Here is a 13,508-nt window from a genome sequence, read left to right as displayed (position 1 = left end):
AGCTTGGGAGGTCGGCGTCAGAGGGCGCGGCCTTTTTCATCGAAACGATGAACATGGTCCCCTGTCGGGGAAACCGAGAGCGTCTCGCCGGGCTTGCGTGCCGACACGCCGCTTTCGCGGACCACCAGCGGCTCGTCCAGGCCGAGATCGATATAGACATAGGTATCGGAACCGAGGATCTCGGTATGGATCACCCGACCGGACCAGTGCCCGCCTTCGGGTACGATGGCCAGATGCTCGGAGCGCAGGCCCACCGTATGGGCGCCGAAAGGCTCGGCAAGGCTGCCGGTCAGGAAGTTCATCTTCGGCGATCCGATGAACCCGGCGACGAAAAGCGAATTGGGCTTTTCATAAAGCTCGAGCGGCGTGCCGATCTGCTCCACGCGCCCGTCACGCAGCACGCAGATGCGGTCGGCCAATGTCATCGCCTCCACCTGATCGTGCGTCACATAGATCATGGTGGTGTCTTCCATGCTCTGGTGGAGCCTGGCGATCTCAAGCCGTGTAGCCACACGTAGCGCCGCATCGAGATTGGACAAGGGCTCATCGAAAAGGAACACCTTCGGATCGCGCACGATGGCGCGGCCGATGGCGACGCGCTGGCGCTGCCCGCCGGAAAGCTGGCGCGGCAGGCGCTCCAGATAGGGCGTCAGTTGCAGCATCTGGGCGGCGGCATGAATGCGGGCCTTGCATTCCTGCTTGTCCTTGCCTGCAAGCTGCATGCCGAAGGCCATGTTCTCATAGACCGTCATATGCGGATAAAGCGCATAGGACTGGAACACCATGGCGATGCCGCGCCTGGACGGATTGAAGCTGTTGACCACCGTGCCATCGATGGACAGCGTGCCGGAGGTGATTTCCTCAAGCCCTGCGATGAGGCGCAGCAGCGTGGATTTTCCGCAGCCGGAAGGGCCGACGAAAACCATGAACTCGCCGGGGCGGATATCCATATCCACGCCCTTGATGACCTCGAAATTGCCGAAAGACTTGCGCACATCGCGCAATTGAAGCTCTGCCATGGTGTACCTAACCCTTTACGCCGCCTGCCGTCAGACCGGACACGATCCGCCGCTGGAAGATGAGCACGAGGATGACGAGGGGCACCGTCACGATGACGGAAGCCGCCATGATGTTGCCCCAGGGGATTTCAAACTGACTGCTGCCGGACAGAAGCGCGATGGCCACGGGCACGGTGCGCTGGCTGCCGGACGAGGTGAAGGTGAGCGCGAAGAGAAACTCGTTCCATGCCGAAATGAAGGCGAGAAGCCCCGTCGTCACCAGCGCCGGCCACATGAGCGGCATGAAAACCCGCGTGATGATGATCCATGGCGATGCGCCGTCGACAATGGCCGCCTCCTCGATTTCCACCGGCAGGTCGCGCATGAAGGTGGTGAGCACCCAGACCGTGAACGGCAGGGTGAAGATCATGTAGGAAAAGATCAGCGCCAGCGGCGTGTTGAAGATGCCAAGCAGGCGGATCAGTTCGAACAGGCCCGCCAGCACCGCGATCTGCGGGAACATGGACACCGAAAGGATGGTGAGAAGCAAGAGCCCCCGGCCCCGGAAGCGCACCCGCGCCAGCGCATAGGCAGCCGTGACCGCGAGCAGGAGCGATATCGCCACCACCACGGTCGCCACCAGAAGCGAATTGCCGAGGCTGCGCACAAAACTTCCCTGCGTCAGCACGCCGGTATAATTGTCGAGCGAAAAGCTGCCCGGCCAGTAATCGACCTGGAACAGCGCCGTTCCCGATTTGAAACTTGTGATGATCGCGTAATAGAACGGAAACACCGCAACCAGAATGATGAGCGCCACAAGCAGGTAGAAGCCGAGCATTTTCACAGTGCGCATCATGGCTATTCCCCCCTGCCGCCGATGTTCACGCGCCCGAAGAACATGTAGAGCACGGTAATGCCTGCGATGATGAGGAACAGCATCGTGGATGCCGCCGCGCCATAGGCGAACTTGTCGAAATCGAAGAGATTTTCGCGCGCGAAGACCGACATGGTCTTGGTCTGTGCATTGTTGGGCGTCAGCACATAGATGAGATCGAAAATGCGCAAGGCATCGAGCATGCGGAAGATGATCGCCACCATCAGCGCCGGGCGGATCAGCGGTAGCGTCACACGCCAGAACACTTTCAGCGGATGCACGCCGTCGATCTTCGCCGCCTCGTAGATGTCGGAGGGCACCATCTGGAGCCCCGCCAGAATGAGCAGCGCCATGAAAGGCGTCGTCTTCCACACATCGACGATCAGGATAGCGATCATCGCGGTGTCCGGATTGGCGGTCCAGGCGATCTTGTGGCTGATGATGCCGAGATTGAGCAGGATATAGTTCAATATGCCGAACTGGTCATTGAGCATCCAGCCCCACATCTTGGCCGAAACGATGGTCGGGATCGCCCACGGGATCAGGATCGCCGCGCGCACCAGCCCGCGCCCCCGGAAATTCGCGTTCAGCACCAGCGCGACAATCATTCCGAAGATGGTTTCGAGGCTGACCGAAAGCAGCGTGAAGCGGATCGTGTTCCAGACCGCGCCCCACCAGGCCGGATCGACGAGAAGGCCGCGATAGACCGTGCGCCCGCTCTTGAGCGTCACCCAGGACAGATAATTGTTGAAGCCGACGAACTCCGCGGCACCAAGGCTCGTCAGGGACGCATTGGTGAAGCTGAAATAGATGGTGCGAAGCAAGGGCCAGCCCGCCACCAGCGCCAGCACGATCAGCGTGGGCGCGAGAAACACCCAGGCCGACCGGATGCGCTGCGCGCCAAGGTCGGAATGAACCCGCCTGCGCGGGCTCTTCGGCATATCAAGGGAAGTCTCCGTCATGATCCTCTCCGGGTCATCGGATGGGAAGGGCGTTCGGGTTGCCCACTCGGGGGGCTTAGGAGGACACAACCCGAACGCGGCCGAACGCAGCTTGATCGGTCCCTACCAGCCCGAGCCTTCCAGCTCGGTCAGTTCGACCTCAAGCATTTCGAGATTCTCCGCCGCCGTACCATTGCCCGACAGGGTCTTGTGCACGGCGGTCCAGAATTTCGACGATACCTCGTTATATTTCACCTTTGTTGCCGCCGATGGCCGCGGCACGGCATTCTGGAAGATCGGCTTCCAGTTGGCCATGAAGGGCTGTGCCGCGATGACATCCTTGTCGTCATAGAGCGCTGCAATGGTCGGCAGGCGTGAAATCTCGACCGCTTGCGCCTTCTGCACTTCGGGCGAAGCGAGGAATTTCACCAGCGCTATGGCGGCATCCTGCTTGGTGGAATATTTGGAAACGGCCAGATTCCACCCGCCGAGCGTGGAGGCCGGCGGCTCACCTTCCGCGCCGGAGGGAAGCGGGGCGACATCGAACTTGCCCTTCACGGCGCTATCCGCGCTATTGCCCAGCGCATAGGCATAGGGCCAGTTGCGCATGAAGACGGCATTGCCGGTCTGCCAGACGCCGCGCGATTCCTCCTCCTGATAGGCAAGTACGCCCTGCGGCGAAATCGTGCCGATCCAGCCCTTGGCGCGATCGATCGCAGCCGCGGCCTTCTCGTTATTGACCGAAATTTCGCCATCCGCCTCGACGATCTGCCCGCCGCCGGAAGACTTGATCCACTCCAGCGCGTTGCAGGTCAGGCCTTCATAGGCATTGCCCTGAAAGACAAAGCCCCAGAGATCGGATTTTCCTTCCGCCCGCTCCTTGTCCATGATTTCCCTGGCGGTGGCGGTCATTTCATCCCACGTCTTCGGAACCGGCTTGTTGTATTTTTCAAGCAGGTCCTTGCGATAGAAAAATGCCGGAGCATCCGTGTAGAAAGGCAGCGCCACGAGCCTGCCGTTCACGGTCTGCGATGCGATGATGGAGGGAAAATGTGCGCCCGTCACATCCTTGGCCGCTTCGGTCAGATCGATGAACTGGTCCGACAGTTGCGGCGCCCAGACCACGTCGGTCTGATAAACATCGACGTCCGAATTGCCCGCGGCCAGCCACAGGCGATACTGGCTGAACTGCTCGCTGCTCGAAGACGGCATCGAGACGATATTGACCTTGTTGCCGGTATCCTTCTCGAATTTGGCGATCTGCTCCTGCAAGAACGCGATATTGTTGCCCGTCGAATTGGCCGCGATGGAAATCTCCACCGCATGGGCGCTCACTGTCGCCAGACCAAGGACCACGCATGTCGCAAGCACACCTCGAAAAGCCTTCATTGTTCCCTCCTCCCATCCATTTTGTACTTAGAATGATAAAATCGAAAACGGTTTGGATGGAGAAAAGGTTGCAGAGGACCGCATTTCTGTCAAGCTGCAGATTATTGCCTTGAGTCATCCGCTCCATTTCGATCTTAAAAGACCATATAATTCAATCTATTATAGCAGTATCGCATTCTTGACCAAAGCTTCCGGGACTTGCTTCCTCAAGCAAATACTCATAAAAATTCAAACAAACTTGAAAGCGGTTTGGATTTGTTGCACACTCTATGATGAAGCGCGTCAAACAGCAAAACCGACCAATTGTTAATCGCGGGGAAGCGGCTATAATCCGCCGCCTTGCCTGCCCCTATCATTCGAAAGCCAAATGAAGCTCCGTGAATTCGCCAAACATCTCGGCCTCTCCGCCACGACCGTAAGCCGGGCGCTGAGCGGCTATCCCGAAGTGGCGGAAGGCACGCGCAGGCGGGTCATGGATGAGGCCGTGCGCCTCGGCTACCGGCCCAATGTCAATGCCGTCAGGCTGGTGACGGGCCGCGCGGGCGCCATCGGCGTCGTGATGGGCCGCAACAGCGAGTTTCACTTTGCCGAGTTCATGCGCGGCATGGCCGAACGGCTGGGCCAGGATGAGGTGGACATTCTCGTCAGCCCCACCTCCCCGAATGGCAATGAGGATGAAGTGCAACTCTGCCACCGGCTGGCGACAAGCGGGCGGGTCGATGCCGTCATCGTCACCTCGCCCAAGCCGAACGATGAGCGCATCCGCCTGCTGCACAAGCTCGGCATGCCGTTTCTGGTCCATGGGCGCTCCGAGATCGACATCCCCCATGCCTGGCTCGACATCGACAATGAGGGCGCGGTCCATCGCTCGACCGCGCATCTGCTCGACCTTGGCCATCGCCGCATCGCGATGATCAATGGCCGCTACGGCTTCACCTTCTCGCTCCACCGTGACGCGGGCTATCGCAAGGCCCTGGAAGACAGGGGCATCGCCTTCGATCCCGATCTGGTCGAACATGGCGACTTCACGGATGAGATCGGTTATCGCCTCGCGCGCACGCTTCTGGAACGCAAGCCGCGCCCGACGGCATTCGTCGCCGGCTCCATGATGACCGCGCTTGGCATCTACCGCGCCGCCCGCTCTGTCGGCCTGACAATCGGCAAGGATATTTCCGTCATCGCGCATGATGACGTCATCTCGTTTCTGAGCGCCGAGAATATGGTGCCGTCGCTGACTGCGACCCGCTCATCCATGCGGGCGGCGGGCAAGCGCTGCGCGGATCTGCTGATGGACATGCTGGACGGGCGCGCGGCCGCCGATATCCGGGAACTGTGGCCTGTCGAACTCATCCTGCGCGATTCCGCGACCCGCGTTCCCGAACAGAGCTGAAAAAAGCAGCGCCGACACAATAAATCCTGCCGGCAGTTCCGCTCGACGCGCTTTATGCGTTCGTCAGCGACAAGTGACGGCACGGCCGCATCAGGCCTTGAGCTTCTCCGCCTGGATGCGCGGAGACGCTCTTTCGACCGTGATTTCGTAATGATCGCTCTGCGTCACCTCGGCGATCCGGCTCGGGCGAAAGGCGACGGCATTGATGCCGCCCTGATGACGCAGGCTGTCGAACAGAATTCCGAACTCGCCGTCCTTGCGCATCTCTTCGCCGAACTTTTGTGCGGCGGCATAATCCGTCGGATCATAGACGGCAGGCATTGCGGCCTGCGCGCCGCATATATCGACAAAATCCTCTTCCAGTCTTGCCGTATAGACCCGGAAGGTTCGCGCCAGGCCGTCCTGCCCGGTCGCGACGGTTTCACGGCGCATGTGGTGCGCAACCTCGATGACGGAGGTGGTGAGCCGCGCCGCCGCATACCATGCACCGAGTTCCGGCCCGTTGAAACGCATCCCGCCCGGCGCCACATGGAGAAACGCTGCCATGACAATGCTGGAATTGGGCCTGCCGAATACCCATTCCTCATGCGCAAGACGCTGCAAGCGCTCGGTCAGAAGGCGGTCGTTCGTCCAGCCTGCCAGCTCCATCACCGCTTCCAGATCGGCAGCGGTGGCAACCGTGTCGAAAAGGCCGATCGGCGGAAAGCGCGACGGGATCAGGCGATAGCTTGGCTGCGGAGCGGGGTTGCGCTTCACGAGAACACCACGTCTTCATCGCGATAGGGCCGGAAAGCGCGATCCAGTTCGTTCGGCTCCATATAAAGGCCGCCGCGCGCCGCATCCAGAAACCGGCGAACGGTCAGCAAGCCGTCCTGCAAGCCGCTGGTTATCAGGCTCAAGGGCGGATGCCCGCCGAAGACTCCGGCCTGATTGGGCATGTGCAGCCAGCGGATACCCGCCTTTTCATCGGGATAGAGCACGCCCAGCGCCTGATGAATGCCAAGCACGGCGGATAGCCGCATCAGCACATCCACATCGAGCGTGATATCGCGATGCTCACGCACCGCCTTCACCCAGTTATAATAGGTCGACCGCGAAGGCAGTCCCAGCACCAGAAGACGCTGCTGTTCGTCCAGCCCCCACAAATCGGCAATGGAAAGGAAGGTGCGCAGGCCCGGCCCGCTCAGACGCCTGCGCGAATGAGGGGAGAAACGGGACGCATCGAGAATATCCGGTCCCCTGCCTATCGTTGTCTTCAACGCCGCATTGCTTCTGGCCATAGTTGCCTCCAATCGTCCAGATCAGAATATAGTCCAAATCTGGACTTTTGCAACCCTGCGGTTTATTCAGCGGCGATGAGAGCGGCTTCAGCAGCCACATCCGGCATGGTATCGAAGTAAACCGGACGCAGCGAGACAGTGCCGTTGCGGATATCCAGCACATGCGAATAGACATTCTGGCCGTTTTCAAGCAGCGGCAGCTTGTCCTCATGCATGATGCTGATGACGATGGCGCGCGGGCAGCGCGTCTTCAAGGCTTCATGGAAGCGCATCTTCGAGGCGGGATCGAGGGCGCCGGTTGCCTCGTCGAGGAAGATGATCGACGGCTTGTGCAACAGAATGCGCGCCAGCACGATCTTCTGCTTCTGGCCGCCGGAAAGAACCATGTCCCATGGCGCGCCATCGGCATCGGCGTCGTTCATCCGCTCGATGAATTCGCCCAGTCCCGCCTCGTGCAGGACTGCGGCAACAGCCAGATCGCTGAACAGGCTTTCATCGGCGGGCAGGCTGACAAGCTGTTTCAGCGTGACGGAGGGGAACTTTGCTTCCTGCGTCGCATAAAGCGAGGTGGCGTTCTGCGGATAGATGATATCGCCGGTGCCATAGGGCCACAGGCCGTTCAGCGCCTTCACGAAGGATGTTTTTCCCGAGCCGGATTCGCCGCGCATATAAACCCAGTCGCCGGAACGAAGATTGATCACGCCCGACCGCAGGAACGGCGCCTCGCTGTCCGGCCCCTGCATGAGGGTGAGGTTGCGCACCGACAGGCCGAAACGCGGATGCTGTTCGGCAAAGGCAAAGCGGTTGATGCCGGAACGGCTGTAGAATTCGGCCGGGTCCTGAACATTTTCGATGGCCTGTGCGAGGCCGGTCACGCGGCCCGCATTGGCGCGCAGATTGGCAATCGCCGGCATGACCTGAATGAACCAGGAACAGTCGTTGATCATCGCCGCGACCAGTTCCGCACCCGTCACATAGTTCCGGAAACTGACGGAGCCGCTCATATAGGGCAGGAGGCCCGGAACATAGGCAACGATACGGTTGGACAGAAAACCATAGGCCTGCGAGAAGGCCAGATAGGCGGCATCGAAACGGTTGAGCCGGTTCCAGGTGCCGTCGACCTCCTTGTAGAGACGATCATTGACCGACCGCTGGACGGCCTCGCCGCCGGATGCCGAAATCTGGAAGCTGCGGCGCAAAAGCGTCGTCCACTCGCCACGGTAGGAGCCTTCGGCCTTCTGGATGCCGAGATTGAGCCGCTCCAGACGCTTGCCGATCCGGATCGCGACCAGCGTTCCGAGCGGGACATAAACGACGATTGCCGCAAAGGCCAGAACGGCGCTGCCATAGCTGCCGAGGAAATCCAGCCCCTCCACATGGGTGGACATTTCGATCAGCTTCTGGCCGATGAAAAAGGCCGACAGGAAAACGCCGACAATGCCCATGACGAGGCCGATGGCGCCGCCGGTCATGCCCTTGATCGATTCCTGCAGACGCTGATCGATATTGTCGGGCTGGTCCTTGCCCCTGCCCTGCTGCAGATGAAAATGCGTGTGCCTGCCGTTCAAAAGCGCGGTGGAGAACTGGTCGTTCAGCCATTTGCGCCATTTGCGATGCAGCGTGGTGGAGAGAAAATGGCGCGAGCCGACCAGCATCACATCCTTTGCCAGCATCAGCAGCACAAGCATGCCCGCATTGGCGGCAATCGTCATGAGAGGATGCTGAACAGGCGCGGTGTTGACATTGACGATGGAATTCATGAGCAGGCCCGAAGCTTCGGCCACCCATACGGTAGTCTTGCTCACGAAGGCCGTCATCAGGAAGATCGCGATGGTGAGAAGCCAGGCTTCCTTCCAGCGGTCGGAAACCCAATAGGCGCGCATCAGCCCCCAGAACGACGTCATGTCAGCCACGGCAGACCTTCCCCTTGCCGGCAAGGATTGCTGTCTGGTCTGCCCCGTCTTACTCAACCCACACCTCGTTCTGACAACTGAATGATAACGCTTTGTAACATATTGCAACAAACTGTGGTTAACGGAATGTTAATAGTCAACACAAAAGCGGAGCACCAACGCGTGATGAGCGGATATCGCATTGTCAACGATATGAAATCGTTGGGCTATCGGAGCCAGATTTTTTTGGATGAAACGCCCGTTTTCGGCCTGAAAATCGATGTTTCCGGCGATTATTTCCGACGATTCGAGCAAAACAGGCCGATTGCGCCGGAGCGCCGGAAGCTAATCCAGCGTCCGCCGGAAGCGCAAAAGCGCCAGCGTCGCAAACAGGAACACGAAGAACAGAAGGGCGTTGACCTCTCCGGCAATATCGGAAAGGTGGGCGCCTTTCAGCATGACGGCGCGGACGATCCGCAGAAAATGCGTCAATGGAAAAATCTCGCCCAGCGCCTGCGCCCAATCGGGCATGCCCCGAAACGGGAACATGAAACCGGACAGCATCAGCGACGGCAGGAAGAAGAAGAAGGTAAGCTGCATGGCCTGCATCTGCGTGCGCGATACCGTCGAGATCGAATAGCCGAGCAGCACCAGCGACAGGACGAAGATCAGGACACAGCTCAAAAGAAGCGCCAGCGAGCCCACGAAGGGCACGCCGAACAGAAGCTTGGCCGCGACCAGCACGACCACAACCTGCACCGCCCCGACGACAAGAAACGGCAAAACCTTTCCCAGCATGATTTCGGCAGGCGTGGCGGGCATCGCAAGCAGGTTTTCCATCGTGCCGCGTTCGGTCTCGCGGGTCAGCGCCATGGCGGTCATCATCACCATGGTCATTTGCAGGATCACGCCCAAAAGACCCGGAACAATATTATATTGCGACACGCCTTCGGGATTGTAACGCCGGTGCACGACGACCTGTAACTGGCTTCGCGCGGCATTCGCGGCCTCGGCCTGCTTGCCCTGTTCACGCAGAAGCGCCTGGCTTGCGACGGTTCCAAGCGTCGAGATCGCTCCGCTTGCCACTGATGGATCGGTCGCATCCGCCTCGATCAGGATCTGCGGCTGTTCGCCCGCATCGACGCGCCTTGCAAAATCCGACGGGATCGTCACCACAAAGGAAACCGTGCCATTGGCGATAAGCGCCTCGGCTTCCGCCGCACTTTGCACCACATGGTCGAAGCGGTAATAACCCGTTGTTTCCAGCGCGGATATCATGGCGCGCGTATAGTGATCCTGGCTGGTCACAACCAGCGCGCTCGGCAGGCTCTTCGGATCATTGTTGATGGCAAAGCCGAAGAGCAGAAGCTGCATCAGCGGGACGATCAGCATCATGGCGAAGGTGATGCGGTCGCGCCGCATCTGGATGAATTCCTTCACCAGCATCGCGCCAAGACGCCCGAATGAGAACCAGCCTTTCATGGCTTGCCGCTCCCGGCGTTTCCGCCTTTCGACATATTGTCCTGCGCATTGGCCATGAACTGGATGAACACATCCTCCAGGCTGGTTTCGCCTGCCTCGACGGTAATGCCCTCGCGATGCCTGATCCTGTCCAGAGCAGCCTCAAGTTTCTCCCTGTCGGACCCCACGACATGCAGCGTCGCACCGAAAGGCGCAACCTGCTCGACGCCCGGCTCGCTTTCCAGTTCCCGCGCCACTTCGCCAAGCCTTGGACCGTTGACGATGAAGGTCGTCAGTCCAGCCTTGTCGATGACATCGCGGACGGTGCCCGTGGCCAGAAGCTTGCCATAGGAAATATAGCTGATGCGGTGGCAGCGCTCGGCCTCGTCCATGTAATGGGTCGAAACCAGCACGGTCAGCCCGCCATCCGCCAGACGATGTATCTCGTCCCAGAAATCGCGCCGCGCCTTCGGATCGACCCCGGCGGTCGGCTCATCCAGCAGCAGAAGCTTCGGCTTGTGCATGATACAGGCCGCCAGTGCCAGCCGTTGCTTCCAGCCGCCGGAAAGCGTGCCCGCCAGTTGATTTCCGCGCGAGGTCAGGCCCAGTTCCTCAAGGGTGCGCGCCACATGCTCCTTCACCGGCTTCAGCCGGTAGAGGCGTGCAACGAATTCAAGATTTTCGGCAATGGTCAGGTCTTCATAGAATGAAAAGCGCTGCGTCATATAGCCGACCTCGCGCTTGATCTTCAGACCTTCCGCGCGAAGATCGAAACCAAGCACCTGCCCTTCGCCCTCGTCGGGCGTCAGCAGTCCGCACATCATGCGGATGGTCGTCGTCTTGCCCGAACCGTTCGGCCCCAAAAAGCCGACAATCTCGCCCTCGGCCACCGCCATGCTCACATGATCGACAACGGTGGCATCGCCGAACCGCTTGACCAGACCTTTGACGTCGATGACATTGACCATCGCCTCCTCCCCTCAATCAGCAGCCAGATCGACATCCACGATCTGGCCGGGCTGTAGAGGCGAAGCCGGATCGACCGGATGCGCCTCGACGAGATAGACAAGCTTCTGGCGCGTTTCGAGCGAATAGATGACCGGCGGCGTGAACTCGGGGTCGGGCGAAACATAGCTGACACGGGCTTGCAGGCCGGGCGCGCAGCCATCGCAGCGCACCGACAGCATATCGCCCACCTGCACCGCCGAGAACTTGTCTTCCGGTATGTAGACCTTCAGCTTGATCGCGCCATCGGGCAGCATGGTCAGGACCGGCGCGGACGGACCGGCAATATCGCCCGGATTGCGGATGACATCGGTGATCCGGCCCTGCGCGGGCGCCGCGATCGTCCGCTTGGCCAGATGCCAGCGCGCGGAATCAAGCTGCGCTTCGGCGCTCTTGACGGCATTTTCCGCCGCCTTGATCGCTTCGGCGCGCGCAGGCAGGCGGCCGACCGCCAGATTGGCTGTCGCCTGATTGATCGAGGCCTCCGCCACTTCAACCCTGGTGGCGGCATCGTCAAGCTGCGCCTGTGTCATCACGCCGCGCCTGGCCAGGTCCTGCGTGCGCAAAAGCGTGCGCCGCGCATCGTCTGCCTGCGCCCTTGCCGTCCTGACGGCCGCTTCCAGAACGGCAATTTCATCGGGACGTTTGCCGACCTGCAAATCCGCCAGTTGCGCGCGCGCCTGAGCCAGTGCGGCCCCGGCCTGCGCGACCGCGATCTTCGCATCCGCATCTTCCGTCCTTGCGACCGGCTTGCCCGATTCGACGCGATCGCCGCGCCTGACGGCGACGGACTGGACCTGCGCAACTTCCAGCGGTGCAAGCTGCACAAACTCCCCTTCCACATAGCCGACCGCGAGAGGCTGCGCGCTGCATGCGGCAAAAAGATAGGAGGCGAATGGGAGAATACACAAAACACTCATCGCGACACCTCGCCGTCTTTGGCCGCATCTTTGGCTGCAAGAATGGCCATGAGATTCTGGCGGGCGATTGCCGCGACCGCCGCCGCCTCATCCTCGCCCATCGTCGGCCAGCCCATGCGCCTTTTCACCGCCTCGCGGCCAATGCGGAAATAGATAACCTGTCCAAGCAGGGTGAAGATAAGGAGCCGTGTATCCTCGCTCTCGGCAGGCTCGCCCGTTGCGACCTCCCAGATGGCGCAAAGCCTTTTGTGCGTCGGCTCGAACACGCCGGAATAGATGCGGTCGAGCGCCGCCGTCGGATGCGCCAGTTCACGCATAAGGAACTGGACGATCTCGCCGGATTGCGGCTCCGCGACAATGAAATAGGTCATCCGCTCCAGCGCCAGACCAAGCTGCTGGCGGGCGGTTTCCTTCGTCTCGGCAGGCGCGTTGATCGCCGCATAATGCCCGAGCGCCTGCCCGGCAATGCCCTGTATCGTTTCGACGATATAATCTGCCGCCGCCAGCCGCAGCCCTTCCTTGTTGCCGAAGTGATAGGCGATGGAACCGATATTCGCCCTGGCCAGACCGGCAATCTCGCGCGTCGAGGTGGCATCGAACCCTTTTGCGCCGAAAAGCTGCAAGGCGGCATGGATCAGCGCGGCCCGCGTCTGATCGACGGAAGGCGATGGCGGCTCCTGACCGATATTTTTCGTTGTGCTCATATGAAGATTTAATCAATCGATTGATTAAATGTCAAGAGGGAGCGTGTATTGAAAACGCCAGCCTGTTTCAATCAGGCTGGCGCTCAGCTTTTCCGAAAATGGATTCCGGCGCGGCAACCGCCCGGCGCAGGCGGATTTTACTTCTCCCCGCCATATTGCGCGTCGCTGACATGCTCCATCCAGTCCACCACCTTGCCGTCAAGCTGTTCCTGAATGGCGATATGGGTCATGGCATTTCGGGCCGATGCGCCGTGCCAGTGTTTTTCGCCCGGTTCGAACCAGACGACATCGCCCGGCCGGATTTCCTCGATCGGCCCGCCCTCGCGCTGCACGAGGCCGAGGCCCGCGGTCACGATCAGGGTCTGGCCAAGCGGATGCGTATGCCAGGCCGTGCGGGCACCGGCCTCGAATGTCACCGTCGCAGCCGCAGCGCGCCTGGCATTATTGGGAGAAAACAGCGGATCGATACGGACATTGCCCGTAAACCAGTCGGCTGGACCTTTGCCCGAAGGATCGGTTCCGTTTCGCTTGATATCCATGGCGCGTTCCCTTTCGAAGATGACAGACGCACCATAGCGCATCCCGAAAAGTGTGAAACGGTTTTCGCAACAAGATGCGCGTCAAGCCAATGGATAGATCAACTTCGCGGGGAGA

13 protein-coding genes are annotated in these 13,508 nt (G+C 60.3%); 1 reads left to right on the top strand and 12 read right to left on the bottom strand.

All coding sequences use genetic code 11. The features are described 5' to 3' along the window. Positions 1 to 17: 17 nt before the first annotated feature. From AVM02_RS00775 to AVM02_RS00760, 4 genes are all read right to left on the bottom strand, one after another. Positions 18 to 1,019: an ABC transporter ATP-binding protein gene (locus AVM02_RS00775; protein ID WP_411505115.1), complete on the bottom strand. Its 1,002-nt coding sequence runs from the start codon at positions 1,017 to 1,019 to the stop codon at positions 18 to 20. Positions 1,020 to 1,026: 7 nt separating this feature from the next. Further along, complete coding sequence (locus AVM02_RS00770) at positions 1,027 to 1,854, bottom strand: carbohydrate ABC transporter permease (RefSeq protein WP_411505114.1); 828 nt, start codon at positions 1,852 to 1,854, stop codon at positions 1,027 to 1,029. 2 nt (positions 1,855 to 1,856) lie between these two features. Next, positions 1,857 to 2,834, bottom strand: a complete 978-nt coding sequence (locus AVM02_RS00765; protein WP_411505113.1) for a carbohydrate ABC transporter permease — start codon at positions 2,832 to 2,834, stop codon at positions 1,857 to 1,859. A gap of 102 nt (positions 2,835 to 2,936) precedes the next feature. After that, positions 2,937 to 4,202 carry an ABC transporter substrate-binding protein gene (locus tag AVM02_RS00760; RefSeq protein ID WP_411505112.1) on the bottom strand — a complete coding sequence of 422 codons (1,266 nt, stop codon included), beginning with the start codon at positions 4,200 to 4,202 and terminating at the stop codon, positions 2,937 to 2,939. A gap of 367 nt (positions 4,203 to 4,569) precedes the next feature. Here AVM02_RS00760 and AVM02_RS00755 point away from each other — a divergent pair, with 367 nt between their 5' ends. After that, positions 4,570 to 5,592 (top strand): substrate-binding domain-containing protein, encoded by a 1,023-nt coding sequence (locus AVM02_RS00755; protein WP_411505111.1) that lies wholly within the window; start codon positions 4,570 to 4,572, stop codon positions 5,590 to 5,592. 90 nt (positions 5,593 to 5,682) lie between these two features. On the opposite strand, the gene AVM02_RS00750 is transcribed toward AVM02_RS00755, so the two are convergent. From AVM02_RS00750 to AVM02_RS00715, 8 genes are all read right to left on the bottom strand, one after another. Continuing rightward, positions 5,683 to 6,348: an RES family NAD+ phosphorylase gene (locus AVM02_RS00750; RefSeq protein ID WP_411505110.1), complete on the bottom strand. Its 666-nt coding sequence runs from the start codon at positions 6,346 to 6,348 to the stop codon at positions 5,683 to 5,685. After that, positions 6,345 to 6,872, bottom strand: coding sequence for an MbcA/ParS/Xre antitoxin family protein (locus AVM02_RS00745; RefSeq protein WP_411505109.1), 528 nt, complete (start codon positions 6,870 to 6,872; stop codon positions 6,345 to 6,347). Before AVM02_RS00745 ends, AVM02_RS00750 begins: the two co-directional genes overlap by 4 nt. A 62-nt stretch (positions 6,873 to 6,934) precedes the next feature. Beyond that, entirely contained in the window at positions 6,935 to 8,785 is a 1,851-nt protein-coding gene (locus AVM02_RS00740; protein ID WP_411505108.1) for an ABC transporter ATP-binding protein/permease, read from the bottom strand. Between the two features lie 324 nt (positions 8,786 to 9,109). Next, positions 9,110 to 10,246 carry an ABC transporter permease gene (locus AVM02_RS00735; RefSeq protein WP_411505107.1) on the bottom strand — a complete coding sequence of 379 codons (1,137 nt, stop codon included), beginning with the start codon at positions 10,244 to 10,246 and terminating at the stop codon, positions 9,110 to 9,112. Next, entirely contained in the window at positions 10,243 to 11,193 is a 951-nt protein-coding gene (locus AVM02_RS00730) for an ATP-binding cassette domain-containing protein (protein WP_411505106.1), read from the bottom strand. The genes AVM02_RS00735 and AVM02_RS00730 overlap by 4 nt, the downstream gene beginning before the upstream one ends. Before the next feature lie 12 nt (positions 11,194 to 11,205). Next, entirely contained in the window at positions 11,206 to 12,150 is a 945-nt protein-coding gene (locus AVM02_RS00725) for an HlyD family secretion protein (protein WP_411505105.1), read from the bottom strand. Further along, on the bottom strand, positions 12,147 to 12,854 hold the full coding sequence (locus AVM02_RS00720; RefSeq protein WP_411505104.1) for a CerR family C-terminal domain-containing protein: 708 nt from the start codon (positions 12,852 to 12,854) through the stop codon (positions 12,147 to 12,149). Before AVM02_RS00720 ends, AVM02_RS00725 begins: the two co-directional genes overlap by 4 nt. Before the next feature lie 137 nt (positions 12,855 to 12,991). Then, positions 12,992 to 13,393: a cupin domain-containing protein gene (locus tag AVM02_RS00715; protein ID WP_411505103.1), complete on the bottom strand. Its 402-nt coding sequence runs from the start codon at positions 13,391 to 13,393 to the stop codon at positions 12,992 to 12,994. Positions 13,394 to 13,508: the final 115 nt, after the last annotated feature.

The sequence above is a fragment of the Brucella anthropi genome (assembly GCF_046630315.1).
Taxonomy (GTDB): domain Bacteria; phylum Pseudomonadota; class Alphaproteobacteria; order Rhizobiales; family Rhizobiaceae; genus Brucella; species Brucella anthropi_A.
This window is presented reverse-complemented; position numbering and strand designations above follow the sequence as displayed.

Excerpts from the sequence above, each read along its gene's own strand:
- AVM02_RS00720 (WP_411505104.1), bottom strand. The coding sequence starts at position 12,854 with ATGAGCACAACGAAAAATATCGGTCAGGAGCCGCCATCGCCTTCCGTC.
- AVM02_RS00730 (WP_411505106.1), bottom strand. The coding sequence starts at position 11,193 with ATGGTCAATGTCATCGACGTCAAAGGTCTGGTCAAGCGGTTCGGCGAT.
- AVM02_RS00755 (WP_411505111.1), top strand. The coding sequence starts at position 4,570 with ATGAAGCTCCGTGAATTCGCCAAACATCTCGGCCTCTCCGCCACGACC.
- AVM02_RS00765 (WP_411505113.1), bottom strand. The coding sequence starts at position 2,834 with ATGACGGAGACTTCCCTTGATATGCCGAAGAGCCCGCGCAGGCGGGTT.
- AVM02_RS00770 (WP_411505114.1), bottom strand. The coding sequence starts at position 1,854 with ATGATGCGCACTGTGAAAATGCTCGGCTTCTACCTGCTTGTGGCGCTC.
- AVM02_RS00760 (WP_411505112.1), bottom strand. The coding sequence starts at position 4,202 with ATGAAGGCTTTTCGAGGTGTGCTTGCGACATGCGTGGTCCTTGGTCTG.
- AVM02_RS00735 (WP_411505107.1), bottom strand. The coding sequence starts at position 10,246 with ATGAAAGGCTGGTTCTCATTCGGGCGTCTTGGCGCGATGCTGGTGAAG.
- AVM02_RS00715 (WP_411505103.1), bottom strand. The coding sequence starts at position 13,393 with ATGGATATCAAGCGAAACGGAACCGATCCTTCGGGCAAAGGTCCAGCC.
- AVM02_RS00725 (WP_411505105.1), bottom strand. The coding sequence starts at position 12,150 with ATGAGTGTTTTGTGTATTCTCCCATTCGCCTCCTATCTTTTTGCCGCA.
- AVM02_RS00745 (WP_411505109.1), bottom strand. The coding sequence starts at position 6,872 with ATGGCCAGAAGCAATGCGGCGTTGAAGACAACGATAGGCAGGGGACCG.
- AVM02_RS00775 (WP_411505115.1), bottom strand. The coding sequence starts at position 1,019 with ATGGCAGAGCTTCAATTGCGCGATGTGCGCAAGTCTTTCGGCAATTTC.